This window comes from Ruminococcus difficilis (assembly GCF_016680995.1).
In genome coordinates this window covers 1-18031 of sequence record NZ_JAEQMG010000123.1, presented here as the reverse complement: position 1 = coordinate 18031, position 18031 = coordinate 1, and the positions used below count along the sequence as shown (strand labels likewise).

Below are 18031 nucleotides of genomic sequence, written 5' to 3'. Positions count from 1 at the left end.
GGATTGGTAAGATTCTGATGAACTTCTCCCGCGTAAACGTGCAGCTGCCGACAAGCGACGTCCTAGTCCGCGATTTAAAAGAAACGCGAAGCAAAAGAAAAAGAGCGGATTGGTGTCCGCTCTTTTCATTATTTATCGAGTCTGCCGTAAAGACCTGTTTCGCCGCCTTCATTGAGCGGTACTCTGTCGGGATTAACAGGCGCTGCGTTTGACCTGCGATTGTTGGAATTGAAATTCCGTCTGCCGCCTCTGCGGTTGTTGTTATAGCCGCCTCTGCGGTTATTCTTCGCCTTGGGGTCGGGTCCGATCACAACGTGACGCGCGGCGTTTTCACCCTCGCTCCACGAGATCGCTCCGTTGACCTTCTGAACAGCAGTGTGGATAATTCTTCTCTCGTAGGGGTTCATCGGCTCAAGCGGACACTTTCTGCCTGTCTTGATCGCCTTGAACGCCAGCTTTCTGCCGAGAATTTCAAGCGTCTTGACTCTCTTCTCGCGGTAGTTGCCTGTGTTGACCGTCACCTTGATGTAAGGCTCCTGTCCATGATTCGCCACAAGGCTCGTCAGATACTGGAGCGCGTCCAGCGTCTCACCTCTTCTGCCGATCACAAAGCCGACTTCCTCACCCGAAAGGTCAAACTCCACTGCGTTCTCCTCTGTCTTTTTCTCGATCTGTACGCTTTCAAGCGTCATCTTGTCGAGAACGTCTCTGAGGAACTTCTCAGCTCTCTCGTCAGGCGCGACGCCGTCGGATACAACAGGCGCCTTGACTGCGGGTGCGGGTGCAGGCGTAACAACAGGAGCAGGAGCTGCAACAGCAGGCGCCGCGGGCTTCTTTGCCACGGGAGCAACAGGGTCTTTTACCTCAATATAAACCCTTACCTTCGCGGGTCTGCCGCCAAAAAGACCGAACTTTTTTCTTTCCTCGGTCTGGATGATTTCAAACTCGTAATCTTCACCATCCGCAAGACCAAGCTCAGCCTTTGCTTTTTCGAGGGCAACCGTTACGTCAGAGCCCTCGCAGATTGCTTCTTTAATCATTTTTTACCTCTGATATTTTTATCGGATGTCCGATGTAATTTCAAAACTTACTTTTTCTTCTTCTTTTTTGCCGAAGGATTATCATTGCTCTGCGCAACCGCACGGGGCGCGTATACATAGGGCACCTTTGCCTCATTTTCAAAGAGCAGAGCCGCGTGTCTTGCCTCGCTGTTTGCCGTCATCTGCGCCGGACCGAAAATCTTCGCCAGCACAATGGACTGCACCAGACTGATGACCGCGGAAATAATCCAGTAGAACGCCAGTGCGCACGGTACCGAATAGGCGATATACGCCGAGAACAGCGGAAGAAGATACATCATCCACTTCATGCATCCCTGCTGCTGTCCCATTGCGTTGCTGTTCACCTTCGTCATGATGAACTGCGAGCCTACGTTGGAAAGAAAGCAGAGTACGGGGAAAATCAGGTACCATGACCAGAAACCAAAGTCTGAGGGAACATTCAGAAGATTGAAGCCGAACAGGTCGAAGCCCGTTGACAGCTCGTGGATCTGCTGCACGTCAGCAGCGGAGAAAAGTCCCTGAATGGTTTCGGTGTTGACAATGTACGGGAAAATCTTCATCAGCGCGATTTGCTGATAGTTCGGATTGGCGCTCGTCACATAACCCGGAATGGTGGACATGTAGTTCACTGCCTGGTTGACATTGTCCGCGTTGAGGTGGAGTGTGTTGGTCAGCGGATATGCCACGGCGTAAAATACGCCGAAAAGTACCAGCATCGGTATGATCATCGTCACACAGCCGCCCATCGGCTTGAAGCCCTCTTTTTCATAGAGCTTGTTGAGCTCCTCCTGATAGAGCTGACGGTTGTTGCCGTACTTCTCCTGAAGCTCCTTCTGCTTCTTTGCCATTCTCGCGTTGCCTGCCATTGACTTCTGCTGCTTCACCGAGAACGGGAAAAGAACCGCCTTGATAACGATGGTAAATACAATAATTGCGAGACCGAAGTTGTGAAATACATAAAACGCCGCCCACAGCGCATAGCCGAGGAGGCTTCCGAGAAAACCGAAAATTTGCATTTTTTTACCTCGTTTTATTTTCTATTCAATTTTTTGTCGGGAACGGGATCGTACCCTCCCGATGAAAAAGGGTTGCAGCGCATGATGCGCCACAGCGTCAGAGCGCCGCCCTTGAGCGCCCCGAACCGTTCAATCGCCTCAAGTCCGTACTGCGAGCAGGTTGGTATGTACTTGCAGTGGGCACGGGTATACGGAGAAATTGCGGACCTGTAAAACTTGATCAAAGCAATCAGCACATACTTCATTGCGACACCAAAGCTATTTTTCTTTCAGTACACCCGCCTGTTTCAGGTGCTGTTTCATCGCCTTCTCAACAACCTGCGACTTCACAAAGGGCGTCTTGCCCCTCGCGACAAACACAAGATCGTATCCCTTTCTGATTTCGGGATAAAGCTGATAGTATGACGCTCTGATCACTCTTCTCGCTCTTGAACGCTTTACGGCGTTGCCAATCTTCTTTCCCGTGGTGATTCCGTAACGCGGCGTGTCTTCCCTGCTCTTCATCACATACGTGACTAGCACGGGACTTACAAAGGACCTTCCCCTGCGGTACATCCGCGAGAAATCCCTGTTTTCCTTTATCGTGACGTATTTTGACATCTCTTTTTTCTCCGGCCGCATATAAAGAAAGACCACATTGAAAAGTGGCCTTTTCCTTAGTAAGACAACCTTTTTCTGCCCTTAGCTCTTCTTCTTGCCAATACTTTTCTGCCGTTGGCTGTTGACATTCTCTTTCTGAAGCCGTGCTCCTTCTTTCTGTGGAGCTTCTTAGGCTGATATGTTCTCAACATAAGCGAAACCCTCCCTTCAAAATATAGCCTTGCAATATAGCATTATACCTTATTTTCCCCATTTAGTCAAGTATTTTAAATCGCGTACCAGGGGTTTTTTCTGGAGGATAATGCACGTTTTCGCGACGGTTGTTCATCTGACTCTGACGAATCCCATTTTTCTCTGAAAGATTTATTTGATTTTCGTATACTATTTAAAAGGGAGTTTTTTTGAGAGTGGAGTGTGGAGCCTATTTAGTGTGGAGTTTGGAGTTTGGAGTTGAATTATTTAAACCTTTCCTTGTGAAATGGGATTGGCTGAATAAAGATAAACCTTCGTCGCGTAAACGTGCAGTTTCATTATTGCCGATTTATAGTCCGCGAATCGACAGCGGGTTCTCACCCGCCGCGTAAACGCGAAAAATTTTCATCAAACCTTTCTGCGAGAAATGGGATTGGGAAAAGTCTGATGAACCTTCGTCGCGTAAACGCGAGGAAACCTCCATAGCCGACCCTTAGTCCGCGATTTAAAATACTTGCAATTTTGGGAAGAAAGTACTATAATAAAAGAGTATAAGCATTAATGTGGGTAAATTTGCGAAAAGAGTAGATTTGAGAGATTTGAGGGGTAAAAAAACGTTCGTCAGCGGGCGGATTTCGCACCGTTTTCCCAAAAGCGAAGCCGCCTGACGGCTCTCAGCAAACCGTCTCTCCCCGTACGGAAAGGAACGACAAGAACATGGATTCATTCAACGACGCGTGGGAGCTTATCAGCTCTTACTGTCATAACAAAATCACTGACGTTGCCTACAACACGTGGATCAGCCGCATCAAGCCGCTCAGACTTGATTTCGACAGCAACACAGCCTACCTGATCGTACCGAACGATTTTCATCGCCAGACCATCAAGCGCTGCTATATCCCGCTGCTCAACGAGGCGTTCGAGGCAATCTTTGACAACAAATTCAACATCGACTTAAAGACGCCCGAGGAGGCGAATATTGCCACCCCTGTCAAGCAGGTGATCGAGGAAACGACCGATACCAATTATGAGTATACCTTCGATACCTTCATCGTCGGACCGTCCAACAAGTTTGCTCACGCGGCATGCCTTGCCGTCGCGACGAATCCGTCAAAGGCGTATAACCCCCTGTTCCTCCACGGCAACTCGGGACTCGGAAAAACCCATCTTCTCTACGCTATCGGCAACGAAATCAAGAAAAACAATCCCGACATGGTGATTTGCTATATCAAGGGCGACGACTTTACCAACGAGCTGATCGAATCGCTCCGCCTTGCAAAAATGGCGGAATTCCGCCGCAAGTACCGCAACGCGGACGTGCTTCTCGTCGACGATATCCAGTTCATCGGCGGCAAGGAAAGTACGCAGGAGGAATTCTTCCATACCTTCAACGCGCTCCACGAGGCGCACAAGCAGATCGTACTGACCTCCGACCGTCCGCCCAAGGAGATCCGCACGCTCGACGACCGTCTCCGCTCCCGCTTTGAGCAGGACCTGATTGCGGACGTCCAGCCGCCTGATTTTGAAACAAGAATCGCTATTATAAAAAGAAAAGCGGAGCTTCTCGACCTTGACCTGTCCAACGAGATCTGTGAATACATCGCAAACAGGCTCAAGTCCAACATCCGCCAACTGGAGGGCACCGTCAAAAAGCTCAAGGCGAAGTCCTTCCTCAACAACGAAAAGCCGACGCTCAACTCCGTGCAGGAGGTCATCGCCGACGTCCTCAATAACGACGTGCCGCCCGAGGTCACCGTCGAGCGCATCATCGACGAGGTCGCGAGAACCTACGGCATGTCCCCCGAGGATATCACCAAGCAGAAGAGCAAAAAGGCGAACGTCAGCAACGCTCGCCATATCGCGATCTATATCACCCGCGAGCTGACCAACCTGACCGTCAAGGAAATCGGCAGCATGTTCGGCGGCAGACACTACACCACCGTGCTCTATTCCATTACCAAGGTCGGCGAGCAGCTCGAAAAGGATCAGAAAACCAAGGAGCTCGTCGACGATATGATGAAAAATATCAAGGATCGCTGACCGGTTTTTTCCTCACATCTCCACACACATGCACATCCCACGGCTGTGCAAACATGAAACTTGTGGACTGATGTGGACAGGATATGGAAGAAAGTCGAAATCCTGTGGAAAATGTTTCACAGCCGCGCACATTTTACTCTCAGACGGCTGTTGACAAATTTTTCCCGTCCCCATCGGCGTTTTCCGCGTTTTCCTATATTTTCACATCCCCTACTACGACTACGAAATATTTTAAAAGATATAGATTGGAGAAGCTTTCAAAATGAAAATTTCCTGTTTGCGAACAGATTTGCAATCAGCTGTATCGATTGTATCGAGAGCCGTCGCCACCAAGTCGACTATCCCCGCTATGGAGGGCGTACTGATCAAGGCTTTCGGAGACAAGCTCAATATCTCGGGCTATAATCTCGAAATCGGTATCACCACTGACGTCGAGGCGACGATCATGGACGAGGGCGAGATCGTTATCAGCGCCAAGCTCTTCCTTGACATCGTCAGAAACCTCCCCGAGGAGATCCTCACCATCGAAACCGACGACAGACTGGTCATATATATCAACTGCGGCGACGCGGATTATAAAATCACGGGCATGTCCTCCGTGGAATATCCCGACCTGCCGACCTTCGAGCAGACCGACTCGATCACGCTCGGCTCCAAGACCCTGCGTGAGATGATCCGACAGACCGTTTACGCCACCAGCGAAAATATGGCGAAGCCGATTTATACCGGCTCTCTCTTTGAAATTGAGAACGCCGTGCTCACGATCGTCGCGATCGACGGCTACCGCATGGCGATCCGCAAGGAGAACGTCGAGAGTCAGAGCAACACCTCCTTTGTGGTGCCCGGAAAAACCCAGCTCGAGATTCTCAAGCTGCTCAGCGACGACGAGGAGCCTGTGGATATCATCATCGGTCAGCGCCACATCACCTTCAAGGTCAAGAATTACCGCGTCATATCCCGCCTGCTGGAAGGCATATTTATAGACTATAAGTCCACCATCCCCCAGACCGAAAAAACAGAGGTCGTCATCAACACGCGCCGCCTGATCAACTCGGTCGAGAGAATGTCGCTGATGAACAACGACAGAATGCAGAGCCCCGTGCGCTGCAAGTTCCTCGGCGACCAGATCAAGTTCTCCTGCGCCTCGGCGGTAGGCTCGGCGAACGACTCCATCCGCATCCCGATCATCGGCGAGCAGGTGGAAATCGGCTTCAATAACCGCTATATGCTCGACGCGCTCAAAAATACCGACTGCGACGAGGTCAAAATCGTGCTCAACGGTACGATCTCGCCGATCGTCATCAAGCCCGTTCAGGGAGACAGCTTCCTGTTCATCGTCGTACCCATGAGGCTCGCAAATGAAGGCTGAAACCATTCAAATTGATTCCGAATACATCAAGCTTCAGGATCTGCTGAAGCTGACCGGTCTTGCCGCGACAGGCGGAATGGCGAAAATCGTCATCCAGAACGGCGAGGTCAAGGTCAACGGCGAGGTCTGCACCATGCGCGGCAAAAAGCTCCGCGCGGGAGACGTCGCCGAATACGACGGCGTTGCCGTCACCGTGGCGTAACACATGAGAGTTGAGAGCATCCGCTATCAGAATTACCGCAACCTCGCTGATTTTACGCTGACTCCCTGCGAGGGCGTCAACATCATCTACGGCAACAACGCGCAGGGCAAGACGAATATTCTCGAGGGACTGTGGCTGTTCTGCGGCGGTCATTCGTTCCGCACCCAGAGCTACCGCGAGCTGATTCAGTTCGATAAAAGCTTCGCAAAGCTGGAATGTGTGTTCTACGGACAGGAGCGGCGGCAGACTGCGGAGCTCACGATGGAGACGGGCGGACGCGTGATCAAGGTCAACGGCGTCGAGCAGAAAACATCCTCGGCGCTGATCGAGAAATTCTGCGCGGTGGTGTTCTCTCCCGAGAACCTCAGCCTGATCAAGAGAGGTCCCTCGGAACGGCGCAGCTTCATCGACAGCGCGATCTGCCGCGAGAAGCTGCGCAACGCGCTCACGCTCCAGAAATATAACCGCCTGCTCAAGCAGCGGAACGCGCTCCTCAAAGAGATCGTCCGCAACGAGCGGCTGAAGGAAACGCTCTCATTGTGGGACGAGCAGCTGACGACGCTCGGCGCGGAGATCGTGCGCAGGAGAATGGACTTCATCAAGATGATGACCGAGCGCGCGGTGGTCTATCACAAGGGCATCTCGCGCGGCAGCGAGGAGCTGCGTCTGCGCTATGTTTCGAGCTTCGGCGCGGAGGAGAACGACGACGTCAGGACGCTCAAGGAGAAATTCCTCGAGAAGTGCCGCCAGAGTCTGCAGACCGAAATGCTCACCGGCTCGACCGCGGCGGGCGCTCACCGCGACGATATTGAAATCATCATCAACGGAAAAAATTCCCGCTTTTTCGCTTCGCAGGGACAGCAGCGCAGCGCGGTGCTCTCTCTGAAGCTCGCGGAGGCGTCGGTGCTGAGAGAGAGAATGGGAGAAAATCCCGTCATCCTCTTTGACGACGTGCTCTCGGAGCTGGATAACGACCGTCAGGACTATCTGCTCAATGAGCTGCGGGACTGTCAGGTGTTCATCACCTGCTGCGAAAAGTCCAATAAGGAGCAGCTCAACGAGGGAAAAATATTTTATGTCAGTGAAGGAAACGTGGAAGCCGAGAAGTAAAAGCGGACGGTGACAACTCCACACTTCAAACTCCACACTCCACACTCCACACTCCACACTAAAACAACTCCAAACTAAAAATATGTATTTGCATTTAGGAAACGACGTTGTCATCAGGACGGAGGATATCATCGCCATGTTCGACATCGACGCCTGCACCGTCTCCAAAAAGACGCGCGACTTTCTCGCGCTCGCGCAGAAGCGCGGTCAGGTCGTCAATGTGTCCTACGAGCTGCCGAAGTCCTTTATCGTCTGTGAACAGGACAACCAAATCAAGGTATATATCTCCCAGCTCTCCGCCAAGACGCTGAGCAGGCGGGAGCTCAGAATCCACTAAAAGGAGAATCCCATGAGAAAAAAGAAATGTCCCTACTGCGGCAGACGGGTGCCCTACTCCGTCTGCTTCGGAAGAAGAAGAAAGGCGGAATTTGTCTGCCCCCGCTGCGGAAGAGAAAGCAGGGTGTACATCAGCCGCTCGGTCATCTTCGCGTTTTTGATCTGCGCCATTCTCTCCATCGCCCTGTTTGTGCTTTGGGTTTACCTCAAGCTCACCTACAACCCGCTGGGCATCGCGGCTGTGGCGCTGCCGCTGATTATTTTCGGTTTGATTTCCCCGCGGTTCGTCAACTTTGAACCGCTGAAAAAATATAAAAAGACCATGGAGGCAAAGCGCGCCGGCATCGCCTATTCCGATAACCTCGCGGTTTCCGAGCTTGACAACGAGTTCAGCGGCTTGGATTCGGGCAGCGGCTTCAGGATCAACTCCGACGTCTTTAATCAGATCAAGGCTGACCGTTCCGCGTCGCGCGAGCAGATCAGCGAGAACGAGCTTTCCTCGACCTCCGATAAGGTGGAGCGTCCCATCGTTCACGTGATCGACGACGTCAGCGAGGATCACGCCGTTGACAACGCGCCGCTCAAAAAGCTTCGCTCCGACGGAAGCCGGACGCGCAACCGCCACTATATCAGCAGCGAGCCTGTCAATCCCGCTCCCGTGACGGACGATGAGGACGACGACGTCAAGGAATACAAGCCCGAGGGCAGCCGCTATTCCGCAAACAGGAGATTCTGAGTATGTTCCGTTTACCCGTATGCCCCCACTGTCGTGCCGTCTATCGCTACGGCGAGGTCAACAGGATGATATTTTTTCATCCGACAAGGGAGCGCACCTGCTATCACTGCAAAAAGAGTATGAAGCCCCTGCTCAGAGGGCTGTTCCTGCTCGCGGCAATTTATCTCGCGGTCTGCTTCGGCAGCACGATCGCGATTGTCAATATTTTTCCGAACGCAACGGCATTGACGGTGTTTATCGTCAACGTATGCTGGACTGTGCTCGCATTTATGCTCAGACCATTTTTTGTCATATTCAAAGCTAACGAACAAAAGAAGAAGAGGTAAGCATGGATCAGGTAGAGAATATCGAAAGAAACGAAGAAAATATCGAAATCACCAAGGTTGAACAGGAATACGGCGCGGATGAGATCCAGGTGCTCGAGGGACTTGAGGCGGTCAGAAAACGCCCGGGTATGTATATCGGCTCCACCGGTCCGCGCGGTCTGCACCACCTGGTCTATGAAATCGTCGACAACTCGATCGACGAGGCGCTTGCGGGCTACTGCTCCAAGATCGACGTCGTCATTGAGCCGGGCGACATCATCCGCGTCACCGACAACGGACGCGGCATCCCCGTCGGCGTCAACAGCAAGACGGGACTTCCCGCGGTCACGGTTGTCTTTACCGTCCTCCACGCCGGCGGCAAGTTCGGCGGCGGCGGTTACAAGGTCTCCGGCGGTCTGCACGGCGTAGGCGCGTCGGTTGTCAACGCGCTGTCCGAGTGGCTCGAGGTCAAGGTCTGCGACGGCGAGGACGTCTATTTTCAGCGCTATGAACGCGGAAAGATCATGAACGAGCTGGAGGTCATCGGCAAGTCCGGCGTCAAGGGCACCGAGGTGCGCTTCAAGGCTGACCCCGAGATTTTCAAGGAAACCACCGTTTACGAATATGAGGTGCTCGAGCGCCGCCTGAGAGAACAGGCGTTCCTCAACGCGGGCGTGCATATCGAGCTGCGCGACGAGCGCGAGCCGGAGAGCATCATCAAGAAGAATTTCTACTATGAGGGCGGTATCAAAAGCTTTGTGGAGTACATCCACAAAAAGCGCTCCCTCGAGGTGATCCACCCCGACGTCATTTACTTCTCCTCCAAGAACGCGGAGGACACCGTGGCGGTCGAGATCGCCATGCAGTACAACGAAAGCTACAACGAAATGCTTCTGAGCTTCGCGAACAACATTCACACCACCGACGGCGGCACGCATGAGGAAGGCTTCAAACGCGCGCTGACCAGCGTGATGAACGACTACGCGCGCAAGTTCGGCAAGCTCAAGGATAACGATAAAAACCTCAGCGGCGAGGACGTGCGCGAGGGCCTGACCGCAATCATCAGCGTCAAGCTCAAGGAGGCGCAGTTTGAGGGACAGACCAAGGCGAAGCTCGGCAACACCGAGGTCAGAACGATGGTCGACAAACTCGTCAGAGAGAAGCTGATGGTCTATCTCGAGGAGAATCCCGCGGTTTCCAAGGCGATTTTCGAGAAGGCGCTCGCCTCCGCCAGAGCGCGTGAGGCGGCGAGAAAGGCGAGAGAGAGCGTCAGAAGAAAGTCCGCTCTCGAATCCGCCCAGCTTCCCGGCAAGCTCGCGGACTGCCAGTCGCGCGACAGCAGCGAGACCGAGATCTTCATCGTCGAGGGTGACTCGGCGGGCGGCTCCGCCAAGGGCGGCAGAGACAGAAGGATACAGGCGATACTTCCGCTCTGGGGCAAGATGCTCAACGTCGAGAAGGCGCGTATCGACAGGGTATACGGCAACGACAAGCTCATGCCCGTCATCACGGCGCTCGGCACGGGCATCGGCGACGAATTTGATATTGAGAAGCTGAGATACGACAAGGTCATTATCATGGCGGATGCCGACGTCGACGGCTCCCATATCCGCACCCTGCTGCTGACCTTCTTCTTCCGCTATATGAAGCCCCTGATCGAGTCGGGTCACGTGTATATCGCGCAGCCGCCGCTCTACCGCATCACCAAGGGCAAGGAGCACAAGTACGCATACTCCGACATCGAGCGCGATCAGATCCTCGCGTCGATCGAGGGCAAGACCGAGATCCAGCGCTACAAAGGTCTCGGTGAAATGGACAGCGAACAGCTTTGGGAGACGACCATGAATCCCGACTCGCGTCTGATGCTCCGCGTGGAGCTATCCGACGCCGAGGCTGCCGACGAGACCTTCACCATCCTCATGGGCGACAAGGTCGAGCCGAGACGCGAGTTCATAGAGAAAAATGCGAAGTACGTTCAGAATCTCGACGTCTGATAGTGAGTGTGGAGCCTTTTTGAGTGTGGAGCCTTTTTGAGTGTGGAGTTTGAAGTTTGGAGTTAAGGTGGACGGAACAACACTTTGTATGGAGGGACAGTTATGCATTCCAAGACATATATTACAGTGAGATATGCAGAAACAGACAGGATGGGCATCGCCCATCACGCCAATTATCCCGTATGGTTCGAGGTGGGCAGAACGGACTATATCAAGCTGTTCGGCACCAGCTACAGCCAAATGGAGGCTGCGGGCATCATGACGCCCCTGCGCAATCTTTCCGTCCGCTACAAGCTGCCCGCGCTCTATGAGGACAAGCTGATCGTCCGCACCTGGTGCACGCAGATGACCGCCGCGAGAATCGAGTTCTCCTACACCGTCAAGCGCATCGAAGCCGACGGCACCGAGACCGAGCTATGCTACGGCAGCACAGAGCACGGATTTGTGGACGCGAAAACCTTCCGTCCCTGCAACGCAAAGAAGCGTATGCCCGTGCTCTTTGAGAAAATGAACAGCAATATCAAGAGCTTTGACTGATTGAATATAATAAACAGCAAGAATAAGAGCATAGACTGAGAAAATTAGAGGTTGAACAATGAGTGACGAAAAGCAGATGAATGAAAACAGAATCATTGACGTTGACCTGCAAAACGAGATGCAGAAGAGCTTTCTGGATTACTCCATGAGCGTTATCGTGTCGAGAGCGCTTCCCGATGTGCGCGACGGTCTCAAGCCTGTCCACAGAAGGATTCTCTACACCATGTACGAGAGAGGTCTTGACCCGACGAAGCCCTACCACAAGTGCGCCGACACTGTCGGCTCCGTGCTGGGTTCCTATCACCCCCACGGCGACGCGTCCGTATATGACGCGATGGTGCGTCTTGCCCAGGACTTCTCCATGCGCTATATGCTCGTCGACGGTCACGGAAACTTCGGCTCCGTAGACGGCGACCCGCCTGCTGCTTACCGTTACACAGAAGCCAGAATGAGCAAGATCTCAATGGATATGCTCACCGACATCGACAAGGAAACCGTCGATTTCATCCCCAACTACGACGACCGTCTCAAGGAGCCGGTCGTGCTCCCGAGCCGCTTCCCGAATCTTCTCGTCAACGGCTCCAGCGGTATCGCCGTCGGTATGGCGACCGAGATTCCGCCGCATAACCTCGGCGAGACCATCGACGCGGTCTGCGCCTGCATCGACAACCCCGATATCGAGCTTCCCGAGCTGATGGAGAACCTCCCCGGTCCGGATTTTCCGACGGGCGGCATCATCATGGGCAGAAGCGGCATCCGCGCCGCCTATGCCACCGGCAAGGGCAAAATCACCGTCCGCGCCAAGACAGAGATCATCGAAGCGAAGAACGGCAGATTCAAGATCATCGTCACCGAGCTGCCCTACAAGGTCAACAAGGCGCGTCTGATTGAAAACATCGCCAACCTCGTCAAGGAAAAGCGCATCGAGGGCATTTCCAACATCGAGGATCACTCCGACCGTATCGGCATGCACATTGAAATCGACATCAAGCGCGACTGTTCGCCGCAGATCGTGCTCAACCAGCTGTTTTCCTATACGCAGCTGCAGGTGACCTTCGGCGCGATCATGCTCGCGATCGTCGACGGTCAGCCGAAGATCCTGACGCTTAAGGATATGCTGCAGTGCTATATCGAGTTCCAGGAGGACGTCATCCGCCGCAGAACGGAATTCGACCTGAAAAAAGCCCAGGACAGAATGCACATTCTCGAGGGCTTGAAAATCGCGATCGACTTCATCGACGAGGTCATCCGCATCATCCGCGCGAGCAAGGATCAGCCGTCCGCGCGTGCCGCGCTGATGGAGCGCTTCGGACTCGACGAGGTGCAGGCACAGGCAATCGTGCAGATGCGTCTCGGACAGCTTACCAACATGGAGCGCCACAAGATAGAGGAGGAGATCGAGGGGCTCAAGGCGAAAATCGCGGACTTCCTCGAAATTCTCGCCAGCGAAACAAGAAAGCTCGAAATCGTCAAGGAGGAGCTTATCGCGATCCGCAATAAATACGCCGACCCGCGCCGCACGGAAATCTGCGCCGTCAGCGGCGAGGTCGATATTGAGGATCTGATTCCGCAGGAGGAATGCGTCCTCACGCTGACGCAGTTCGGCTACGTCAAGCGTCTTGCCGTCGACACCTACAAAATCCAGCGCAGAGGCGGCAGAGGTGTTTCGGGCATGTCGCGCAGGGAAGAGGACGTCGCGACCGAGATGTTCATCATCCACTCCCACGACTATGTGCTCTTCTTCACCGACAAAGGCAGGGTATACCGACTGAAATGCTACGAGGTGCCCGAGGGCAGCAGACAGTCAAAGGGCATCAATATCGCCAACCTGCTTCCCATCGCGCCCGATGAAAAGGTCAGCTCCATGATCCGCGTGCCCGAGTTTGACGAGGACAAATTCCTCGTCATGGTCACGCGCAAGGGTATCATCAAGCGCATTGCACTCAATGCCTATAACACCGCGCGCAAGGGCGGTCTGATCGCGCTTGAGCTCAACGAGGGCGACGAGCTTGCCTGGGTGCGCATGACCGAAGGCAACGCCAATGTGATTGTCGCGACAAAGCTCGGCGTCGCGATCCGCTTCAATGAGAACGACGTCCGTCCGATGGGCAGACTTGCCCGCGGCGTCAAGGCGCTCACTCTCAAAGAGGGCGACGAGGTCGTCGGCATGAGCGTCGTCCGCGAGGGCGGTCTGGTGCTCACCGTCAGCGAGACGGGCTACGGCAGACTTTCCAAGCCCGAGGATTACCGTCTCCAGAGCAGGGGCGGCAAGGGTCTGATCAACTATCATATCGACCGCTACGGCAAGGTAGCCGCTATCAAGGTCGTCGATATTGACGATGATATCATCATCATCTCGCAGGACGGCATCATCATCCGTATCGCGGCGGATTCCATCCGCGTCTGCTCGCGTCCGTCCAAGGGCGTTACGGTGATGAAGATGGGCGAGGGCGACAAGGTCGTCACCGTCGCGAGGGCGCCGCATGAGGTAGAGGAAGAAGCCGAAGCCGCTCAGGAAGCCGCAGAAGCTACAGAAGAGGAAGAAGCAACAGAAGAATAAGAAAGTCAGGGCTGTAATTTACAGCCCTGTGTTTGCAGATATCAGGTGATGAAGCATGAAAAAAATACTCGCAATGATGTTAACAGCCGTCATGACGCTCTCGCTGCTGACCGCGTGCGGAAAAGAAAAAGAGGTCAAAATCGACGTGGATCAGCCGCAGAATGCAGCGACCGTCGACGAACCCGCCTATCTCGGCACACGCGCCGAGGCGGTGGAGGACAGCAGGAACGTCAACGGAAAGCGCTTTACCTCTACGCTCTATGACTTCACCTCGCGCTATAACGCCGAAATGAGCCTGCGCGGAGAAAAGGACGTCATCCACATGGAGGGCTGGAAAAAGAACGGACAGGTCACCAAGGACGAAAACGGCATCCGTATTCAATATTATTACTATGACGACAACGGCATGAATATCACCGCGACCGTCGAGGAGGACAGCGACAAGCTCGTCAACATCGGCTGCGGCACCACGATGGGACATTTTGTCGGCAAGGAGGATAACGGAGAAAAAAAGAGCGATAAGATACTGCTCAGGGCGGCACTCGTCGCGCAGGCGGTGTGCGGTTATCCGAGCGGTCATGTGAACACGCTGCAGAATATTTTCTACCGCGTCACCGAGGAGAACAAGAACCTCTGGTATGACGGCTTTGTCTTTGCCCTGAATACAAGGGAGGACGGCGCCGACAGTCAGAACAGCCTGATGCTGTTCCGCGTCTTTCCCGTCACGGACAAGCTCAAGGAAGAGTGGCATCTGGAGGAATACCAATAAGCAAAAGAAAAAGACGTGCCCCGGCACGTCTTTTTACGTCTTAAACCAACTCGTCTGCGGATATTCTGGTGTAGGTGTAGCCGTTATAGGTCAGCTTGTCGCCGTCTACTTTATATTGATAGCTTCCCTTTTCCGCTTCCAGCATGTAGTAGGTGTTGTCCACCACGCCGTTCTTTGCGGAGTAGGTGTAGAACGTGAAGCTGATCGCCTTCTGCGTCTCATACATGATGCCGTTGTCCTCAAAGTAGATGTAGCCGCCGCTTTCGTCCTTCCATGCGCCGAGCAGAGCAGGATCGATCTCGGAGTCAGGCTCCGCACGGGGAATAAAGGTGAACGAAACGAGCTTCTGCATTTTGGTGGTCAGCTTCGTTTCGGTGTCGTACAGCTCGACCGTGTTGTTGTCGTCCGAGAAGGTGTAGGTGTAGGTGCCGTTCAGTCCGACCGCCTGCTGGGTGCCGAAGGTTTTGGTATCCTCGTTCAGCTCGTACTTGCCGCAGTAGCCCATCGAGCCGATCATCATGTAGGCGTTGTCCTTGCCGTCAAAGACAAAGGTGAAGCTCTGGAACTGGTCGCCCTGTCCCTCGGTGATCTTCCACGCGCCCGCAAAGGCGTTGCCGTTCTCATAGTCCACCTCGTGCAGCTTGCTCAGGTCGGTTTTGACAGTTCCGTCAAAGTCTGTCAGCTCATCCGCCGTAGCCTTTGAGGATGCGGATGAAGTCGTTTCCTCCTTGGAGGACGCTTCCTCTCCGCAGCCGGCGCAGCAGAGTGTCAAAGCGGCGGCAAGGAGAATAGAACCGAGTGTGAATAATTTTTTCATAACATATACCTCACAACAATTGATAATTTTATTGTAATATGTTTCGGGGAAAATGTCAATATAGCGGAAATCCTCAAAAATACTGGATTTTTGCAAAAATGATGTTGCCAAATTTCTGTCTGTTTGTTATAATAAAGGATACATATAATCAGAATGGAGGAGAATTATGCTGAATACCAATTTTAATGATAAGTTCGGCAAAGAAGGACTGACCTTTGACGACGTCCTTCTGATTCCGGGAGAGTCAGACGTAGAGCCTAAGAGCGTTGATGTTTCCACCAACCTCACCAAGACGATTCGCCTCAACACCCCCCTGATGACCGCGGCGATGGATACCGTTACCGAGACCGCTATGGCGATTGCGATCGCACGTGAGGGCGGCGTCGGCGTTATCCACAAGAACATGGCGATCGAAAGACAGGCGGACATGGTCGACCGCGTAAAGAGAAGTGAAAACGGCGTTATTGTCAACCCGTTCTTCCTTTCTCCCGAAAACACCGTCAAGGACGCGGATGACCTGATGGGCAAGTACAAGATTTCGGGCGTTCCCATCTGCCGCGACGGAAAGCTGATCGGTATCATCACCAACCGCGATATGCGCTTTATGACGGCGGCGGACTTCGCGCAGCCGATTTCCACGGTCATGACGCAGGAAAATCTGATCACGGCTCCCGTCGGAACGACGCTCGAGCAGGCTCAGCAAATTCTCCGTGAGCATAAAATCGAAAAGCTCCCGATTGTCGGCGCAGACGGCAGTCTCAAGGGCTTGATCACCATTAAGGATATCGAGAAGAGCGTGCAGTATCCCAACTCCGCGCGTGACGACAAGGGCAGACTCCTCTGCGGCGCTGCGATCGGCGCGACCGTCGACGTTCTCGACAGAGTCGCCGCTCTGATCGAGGCAGGCGTTGACCTCGTCGTTCTCGACTCCGCGCACGGCCACAACTCCAATGTTGTCAACTCCGTCGCAAGAGTCAAGAAGGCTTATCCTAACCTTCCCCTCGTCGCGGGCAATATCGCGACTGCGGAGGCGGCAAAGGCTCTCATCAACGCGGGCGCAGACGCCGTTAAGGTCGGCATCGGCCCCGGCTCCATCTGCACCACCAGAATCGTCGCAGGTATCGGCGTACCGCAGATCACCGCGATCTATGACGCGGCTTGCGAGGCTTCCAAGTACGGCATCCCCGTCATCGCGGACGGCGGCATCAAGTACAGCGGCGATATCGTCAAGGCGCTTGCCGCAGGCGGCAGCGTCGTCATGGTCGGCTCACTCGTGGCAGGCTGTGAGGAAAGCCCCGGTGAAAAGGAAATCTATCAGGGCAGACAGTTCAAGGTATACCGCGGCATGGGCAGCCTCGGCGCAATGGGCAAGGGCAGCGCTGACCGCTACTTCCAGGCAAGCAACCGCAAGTTCGTCCCCGAGGGCGTCGAAGGACGCGTACCCTACAAGGGAATGCTCTCCGACACCATCTATCAGCTCATGGGCGGCCTGAAGGCAGGCATGGGCTATACCGGCTGTGCCAGCATCAACGAACTGCACGAGAAAGCGCACTTTGTCCGCATCTCGGGCGCAGGTCTCAGAGAGAGCCATCCCCACGATATCCAGATCACCAAGGAAGCTCCCAACTACTCCTACAACGCAACCTGATTTTGCAACCGTCTCTGCTTTTGCAGGGACGGTTTTTTTATTAAAGTACAAAAAATTGTATTGATTTGTCTGTTTTTTTATGATATGATAATAAAGGATTCATAAAATTCATCTATAAGGAGTGTTACATATGTATAGACTGGGAATTGACCTCGGCGGCACCAATATCGTTGCAGGTCTTTGCGACGAGAACTACAAGATCGTAGCGAAGGCGTCCTGCAAGACCAACGTACCCCGTCCCGAGAGCGACATCTGCGACAGCATGGCGGAGGTCGCAAAGAAAGCCTGCGAAAAAGCGGGCGTTTCGATGGACGAGGTCGAGAGCATCGGTATCGGCGTACCCGGCGCGGTAAACCCGAAAACAGGCGTCATCGAGTATTCCGCGAACCTCCACTTCCATAACTGGGAGGTTTCCAAGATGATGAACGAGCGTCTCGGCAAGAAAGTGCTCATTGAGAACGACGCGAACGCGGCGGCTCTCGGCGAATATCTCGCAGGCTCCGCAAAGGGCGCAAAGAACGCGGTCGCCATCACCCTCGGCACCGGCGTCGGCGGCGGCATCATTATCAACGGCAAGATCTACAGCGGCTCCAACTTCGCGGGCGCTGAACTGGGTCACATGGTCATTGTCAAGGACGGCAAGGAGTGCGGCTGCGGCAGAAAGGGATGCTGGGAAGCGTATTCCTCCGCGACAGGTCTGATCAACCTCACCAAGGAGAAGATCCTCTCCGAGAAGCTC

At 53.9% G+C, this 18031-nt stretch carries 19 protein-coding genes; 13 read left to right on the top strand and 6 right to left on the bottom strand.

Annotated elements, in window-relative coordinates:
* Positions 1-128: 128 nt before the first annotated feature.
* Genes jag through rpmH form a run of 5 tightly spaced genes read right to left on the bottom strand, consistent with a single transcriptional unit; the run spans position 129 to position 2868 of the window.
* On the bottom strand, positions 129-1040 hold the full coding sequence (gene jag, locus JKK62_RS11750) for an RNA-binding cell elongation regulator Jag/EloR (protein WP_201428041.1): 912 nt from the start codon (positions 1038-1040) through the stop codon (positions 129-131).
* A gap of 47 nt (positions 1041-1087) precedes the next feature.
* Positions 1088-2077 carry a YidC/Oxa1 family membrane protein insertase gene (locus JKK62_RS11745; RefSeq protein ID WP_092966427.1) on the bottom strand — a complete coding sequence of 330 codons (990 nt, stop codon included), beginning with the start codon at positions 2075-2077 and terminating at the stop codon, positions 1088-1090.
* A gap of 14 nt (positions 2078-2091) precedes the next feature.
* Complete coding sequence (gene yidD / locus JKK62_RS11740; protein WP_092966429.1) at positions 2092-2322, bottom strand: membrane protein insertion efficiency factor YidD; 231 nt, start codon at positions 2320-2322, stop codon at positions 2092-2094.
* 13 nt (positions 2323-2335) lie between these two features.
* Positions 2336-2677, bottom strand: coding sequence for a ribonuclease P protein component (gene rnpA, locus JKK62_RS11735; RefSeq protein WP_201428040.1), 342 nt, complete (start codon positions 2675-2677; stop codon positions 2336-2338).
* Positions 2678-2733: 56 nt separating this feature from the next.
* Positions 2734-2868: a 50S ribosomal protein L34 gene (gene rpmH, locus JKK62_RS11730; protein WP_022234753.1), complete on the bottom strand. Its 135-nt coding sequence runs from the start codon at positions 2866-2868 to the stop codon at positions 2734-2736.
* A gap of 718 nt (positions 2869-3586) precedes the next feature.
* Here rpmH and dnaA point away from each other — a divergent pair.
* From dnaA to JKK62_RS11675, 11 genes are all read left to right on the top strand, one after another.
* Complete coding sequence (gene dnaA / locus JKK62_RS11725; protein WP_201428039.1) at positions 3587-4909, top strand: chromosomal replication initiator protein DnaA; 1323 nt, start codon at positions 3587-3589, stop codon at positions 4907-4909.
* 262 nt (positions 4910-5171) lie between these two features.
* The gene (dnaN, locus tag JKK62_RS11720; protein ID WP_092966434.1) at positions 5172-6278 is read left to right on the top strand and encodes a DNA polymerase III subunit beta; all 1107 of its coding nucleotides are present in this window, start codon (positions 5172-5174) and stop codon (positions 6276-6278) included.
* Positions 6268-6480 (top strand): RNA-binding S4 domain-containing protein, encoded by a 213-nt coding sequence (locus tag JKK62_RS11715; protein ID WP_092966436.1) that lies wholly within the window; start codon positions 6268-6270, stop codon positions 6478-6480. The genes dnaN and JKK62_RS11715 overlap by 11 nt, the downstream gene beginning before the upstream one ends.
* Before the next feature lie 3 nt (positions 6481-6483).
* Positions 6484-7590: a DNA replication/repair protein RecF gene (gene recF / locus JKK62_RS11710; RefSeq protein WP_201428038.1), complete on the top strand. Its 1107-nt coding sequence runs from the start codon at positions 6484-6486 to the stop codon at positions 7588-7590.
* An 82-nt stretch (positions 7591-7672) separates the two neighbouring features.
* Complete coding sequence (remB, locus tag JKK62_RS11705; RefSeq protein WP_092966440.1) at positions 7673-7927, top strand: extracellular matrix regulator RemB; 255 nt, start codon at positions 7673-7675, stop codon at positions 7925-7927.
* Positions 7928-7939: 12 nt separating this feature from the next.
* On the top strand, positions 7940-8662 hold the full coding sequence (locus JKK62_RS11700) for a hypothetical protein (protein WP_092966442.1): 723 nt from the start codon (positions 7940-7942) through the stop codon (positions 8660-8662).
* Between the two features lie 2 nt (positions 8663-8664).
* Positions 8665-8988 carry a hypothetical protein gene (locus tag JKK62_RS11695; RefSeq protein ID WP_201428037.1) on the top strand — a complete coding sequence of 108 codons (324 nt, stop codon included), beginning with the start codon at positions 8665-8667 and terminating at the stop codon, positions 8986-8988.
* A gap of 2 nt (positions 8989-8990) precedes the next feature.
* The gene (gyrB, locus tag JKK62_RS11690; RefSeq protein WP_201428036.1) at positions 8991-10961 is read left to right on the top strand and encodes a DNA topoisomerase (ATP-hydrolyzing) subunit B; all 1971 of its coding nucleotides are present in this window, start codon (positions 8991-8993) and stop codon (positions 10959-10961) included.
* A 102-nt stretch (positions 10962-11063) separates the two neighbouring features.
* The gene (locus JKK62_RS11685) at positions 11064-11498 is read left to right on the top strand and encodes an acyl-CoA thioesterase (protein ID WP_092966448.1); all 435 of its coding nucleotides are present in this window, start codon (positions 11064-11066) and stop codon (positions 11496-11498) included.
* A gap of 58 nt (positions 11499-11556) precedes the next feature.
* Positions 11557-14058 (top strand): DNA gyrase subunit A, encoded by a 2502-nt coding sequence (gene gyrA, locus JKK62_RS11680; protein WP_201428035.1) that lies wholly within the window; start codon positions 11557-11559, stop codon positions 14056-14058.
* A 55-nt stretch (positions 14059-14113) separates the two neighbouring features.
* Positions 14114-14827, top strand: coding sequence for a putative periplasmic lipoprotein (locus JKK62_RS11675; RefSeq protein WP_092966452.1), 714 nt, complete (start codon positions 14114-14116; stop codon positions 14825-14827).
* A gap of 40 nt (positions 14828-14867) precedes the next feature.
* Here the strand turns inward: JKK62_RS11675 and JKK62_RS11670 are convergent, their stop codons facing one another.
* Positions 14868-15644, bottom strand: coding sequence for a hypothetical protein (locus JKK62_RS11670; protein ID WP_201428034.1), 777 nt, complete (start codon positions 15642-15644; stop codon positions 14868-14870).
* A 166-nt stretch (positions 15645-15810) separates the two neighbouring features.
* Here JKK62_RS11670 and guaB point away from each other — a divergent pair, with 166 nt between their 5' ends.
* Together guaB and JKK62_RS11660 are read left to right on the top strand one after the other, a co-directional pair.
* A complete protein-coding gene (gene guaB, locus JKK62_RS11665; RefSeq protein WP_176753397.1) occupies positions 15811-17292 on the top strand; it encodes an IMP dehydrogenase in 1482 nt (493 codons plus the stop codon).
* A 130-nt stretch (positions 17293-17422) separates the two neighbouring features.
* The coding region (locus JKK62_RS11660; RefSeq protein ID WP_201428033.1) for an ROK family protein at positions 17423-18031 on the top strand (609 nt) is incomplete at its 3' end.

Excerpts from the sequence above, each read along its gene's own strand:
- jag (WP_201428041.1), bottom strand. The coding sequence starts at position 1,040 with ATGATTAAAGAAGCAATCTGCGAGGGCTCTGACGTAACGGTTGCCCTC.
- JKK62_RS11745 (WP_092966427.1), bottom strand. The coding sequence starts at position 2,077 with ATGCAAATTTTCGGTTTTCTCGGAAGCCTCCTCGGCTATGCGCTGTGG.
- yidD (WP_092966429.1), bottom strand. The coding sequence starts at position 2,322 with ATGAAGTATGTGCTGATTGCTTTGATCAAGTTTTACAGGTCCGCAATT.
- rnpA (WP_201428040.1), bottom strand. The coding sequence starts at position 2,677 with ATGTCAAAATACGTCACGATAAAGGAAAACAGGGATTTCTCGCGGATG.
- rpmH (WP_022234753.1), bottom strand. The coding sequence starts at position 2,868 with ATGTTGAGAACATATCAGCCTAAGAAGCTCCACAGAAAGAAGGAGCAC.
- dnaA (WP_201428039.1), top strand. The coding sequence starts at position 3,587 with ATGGATTCATTCAACGACGCGTGGGAGCTTATCAGCTCTTACTGTCAT.
- dnaN (WP_092966434.1), top strand. The coding sequence starts at position 5,172 with ATGAAAATTTCCTGTTTGCGAACAGATTTGCAATCAGCTGTATCGATT.
- JKK62_RS11715 (WP_092966436.1), top strand. The coding sequence starts at position 6,268 with ATGAAGGCTGAAACCATTCAAATTGATTCCGAATACATCAAGCTTCAG.
- recF (WP_201428038.1), top strand. The coding sequence starts at position 6,484 with ATGAGAGTTGAGAGCATCCGCTATCAGAATTACCGCAACCTCGCTGAT.
- remB (WP_092966440.1), top strand. The coding sequence starts at position 7,673 with ATGTATTTGCATTTAGGAAACGACGTTGTCATCAGGACGGAGGATATC.
- JKK62_RS11700 (WP_092966442.1), top strand. The coding sequence starts at position 7,940 with ATGAGAAAAAAGAAATGTCCCTACTGCGGCAGACGGGTGCCCTACTCC.
- JKK62_RS11695 (WP_201428037.1), top strand. The coding sequence starts at position 8,665 with ATGTTCCGTTTACCCGTATGCCCCCACTGTCGTGCCGTCTATCGCTAC.
- gyrB (WP_201428036.1), top strand. The coding sequence starts at position 8,991 with ATGGATCAGGTAGAGAATATCGAAAGAAACGAAGAAAATATCGAAATC.
- JKK62_RS11685 (WP_092966448.1), top strand. The coding sequence starts at position 11,064 with ATGCATTCCAAGACATATATTACAGTGAGATATGCAGAAACAGACAGG.
- gyrA (WP_201428035.1), top strand. The coding sequence starts at position 11,557 with ATGAGTGACGAAAAGCAGATGAATGAAAACAGAATCATTGACGTTGAC.
- JKK62_RS11675 (WP_092966452.1), top strand. The coding sequence starts at position 14,114 with ATGAAAAAAATACTCGCAATGATGTTAACAGCCGTCATGACGCTCTCG.
- JKK62_RS11670 (WP_201428034.1), bottom strand. The coding sequence starts at position 15,644 with ATGAAAAAATTATTCACACTCGGTTCTATTCTCCTTGCCGCCGCTTTG.
- guaB (WP_176753397.1), top strand. The coding sequence starts at position 15,811 with ATGCTGAATACCAATTTTAATGATAAGTTCGGCAAAGAAGGACTGACC.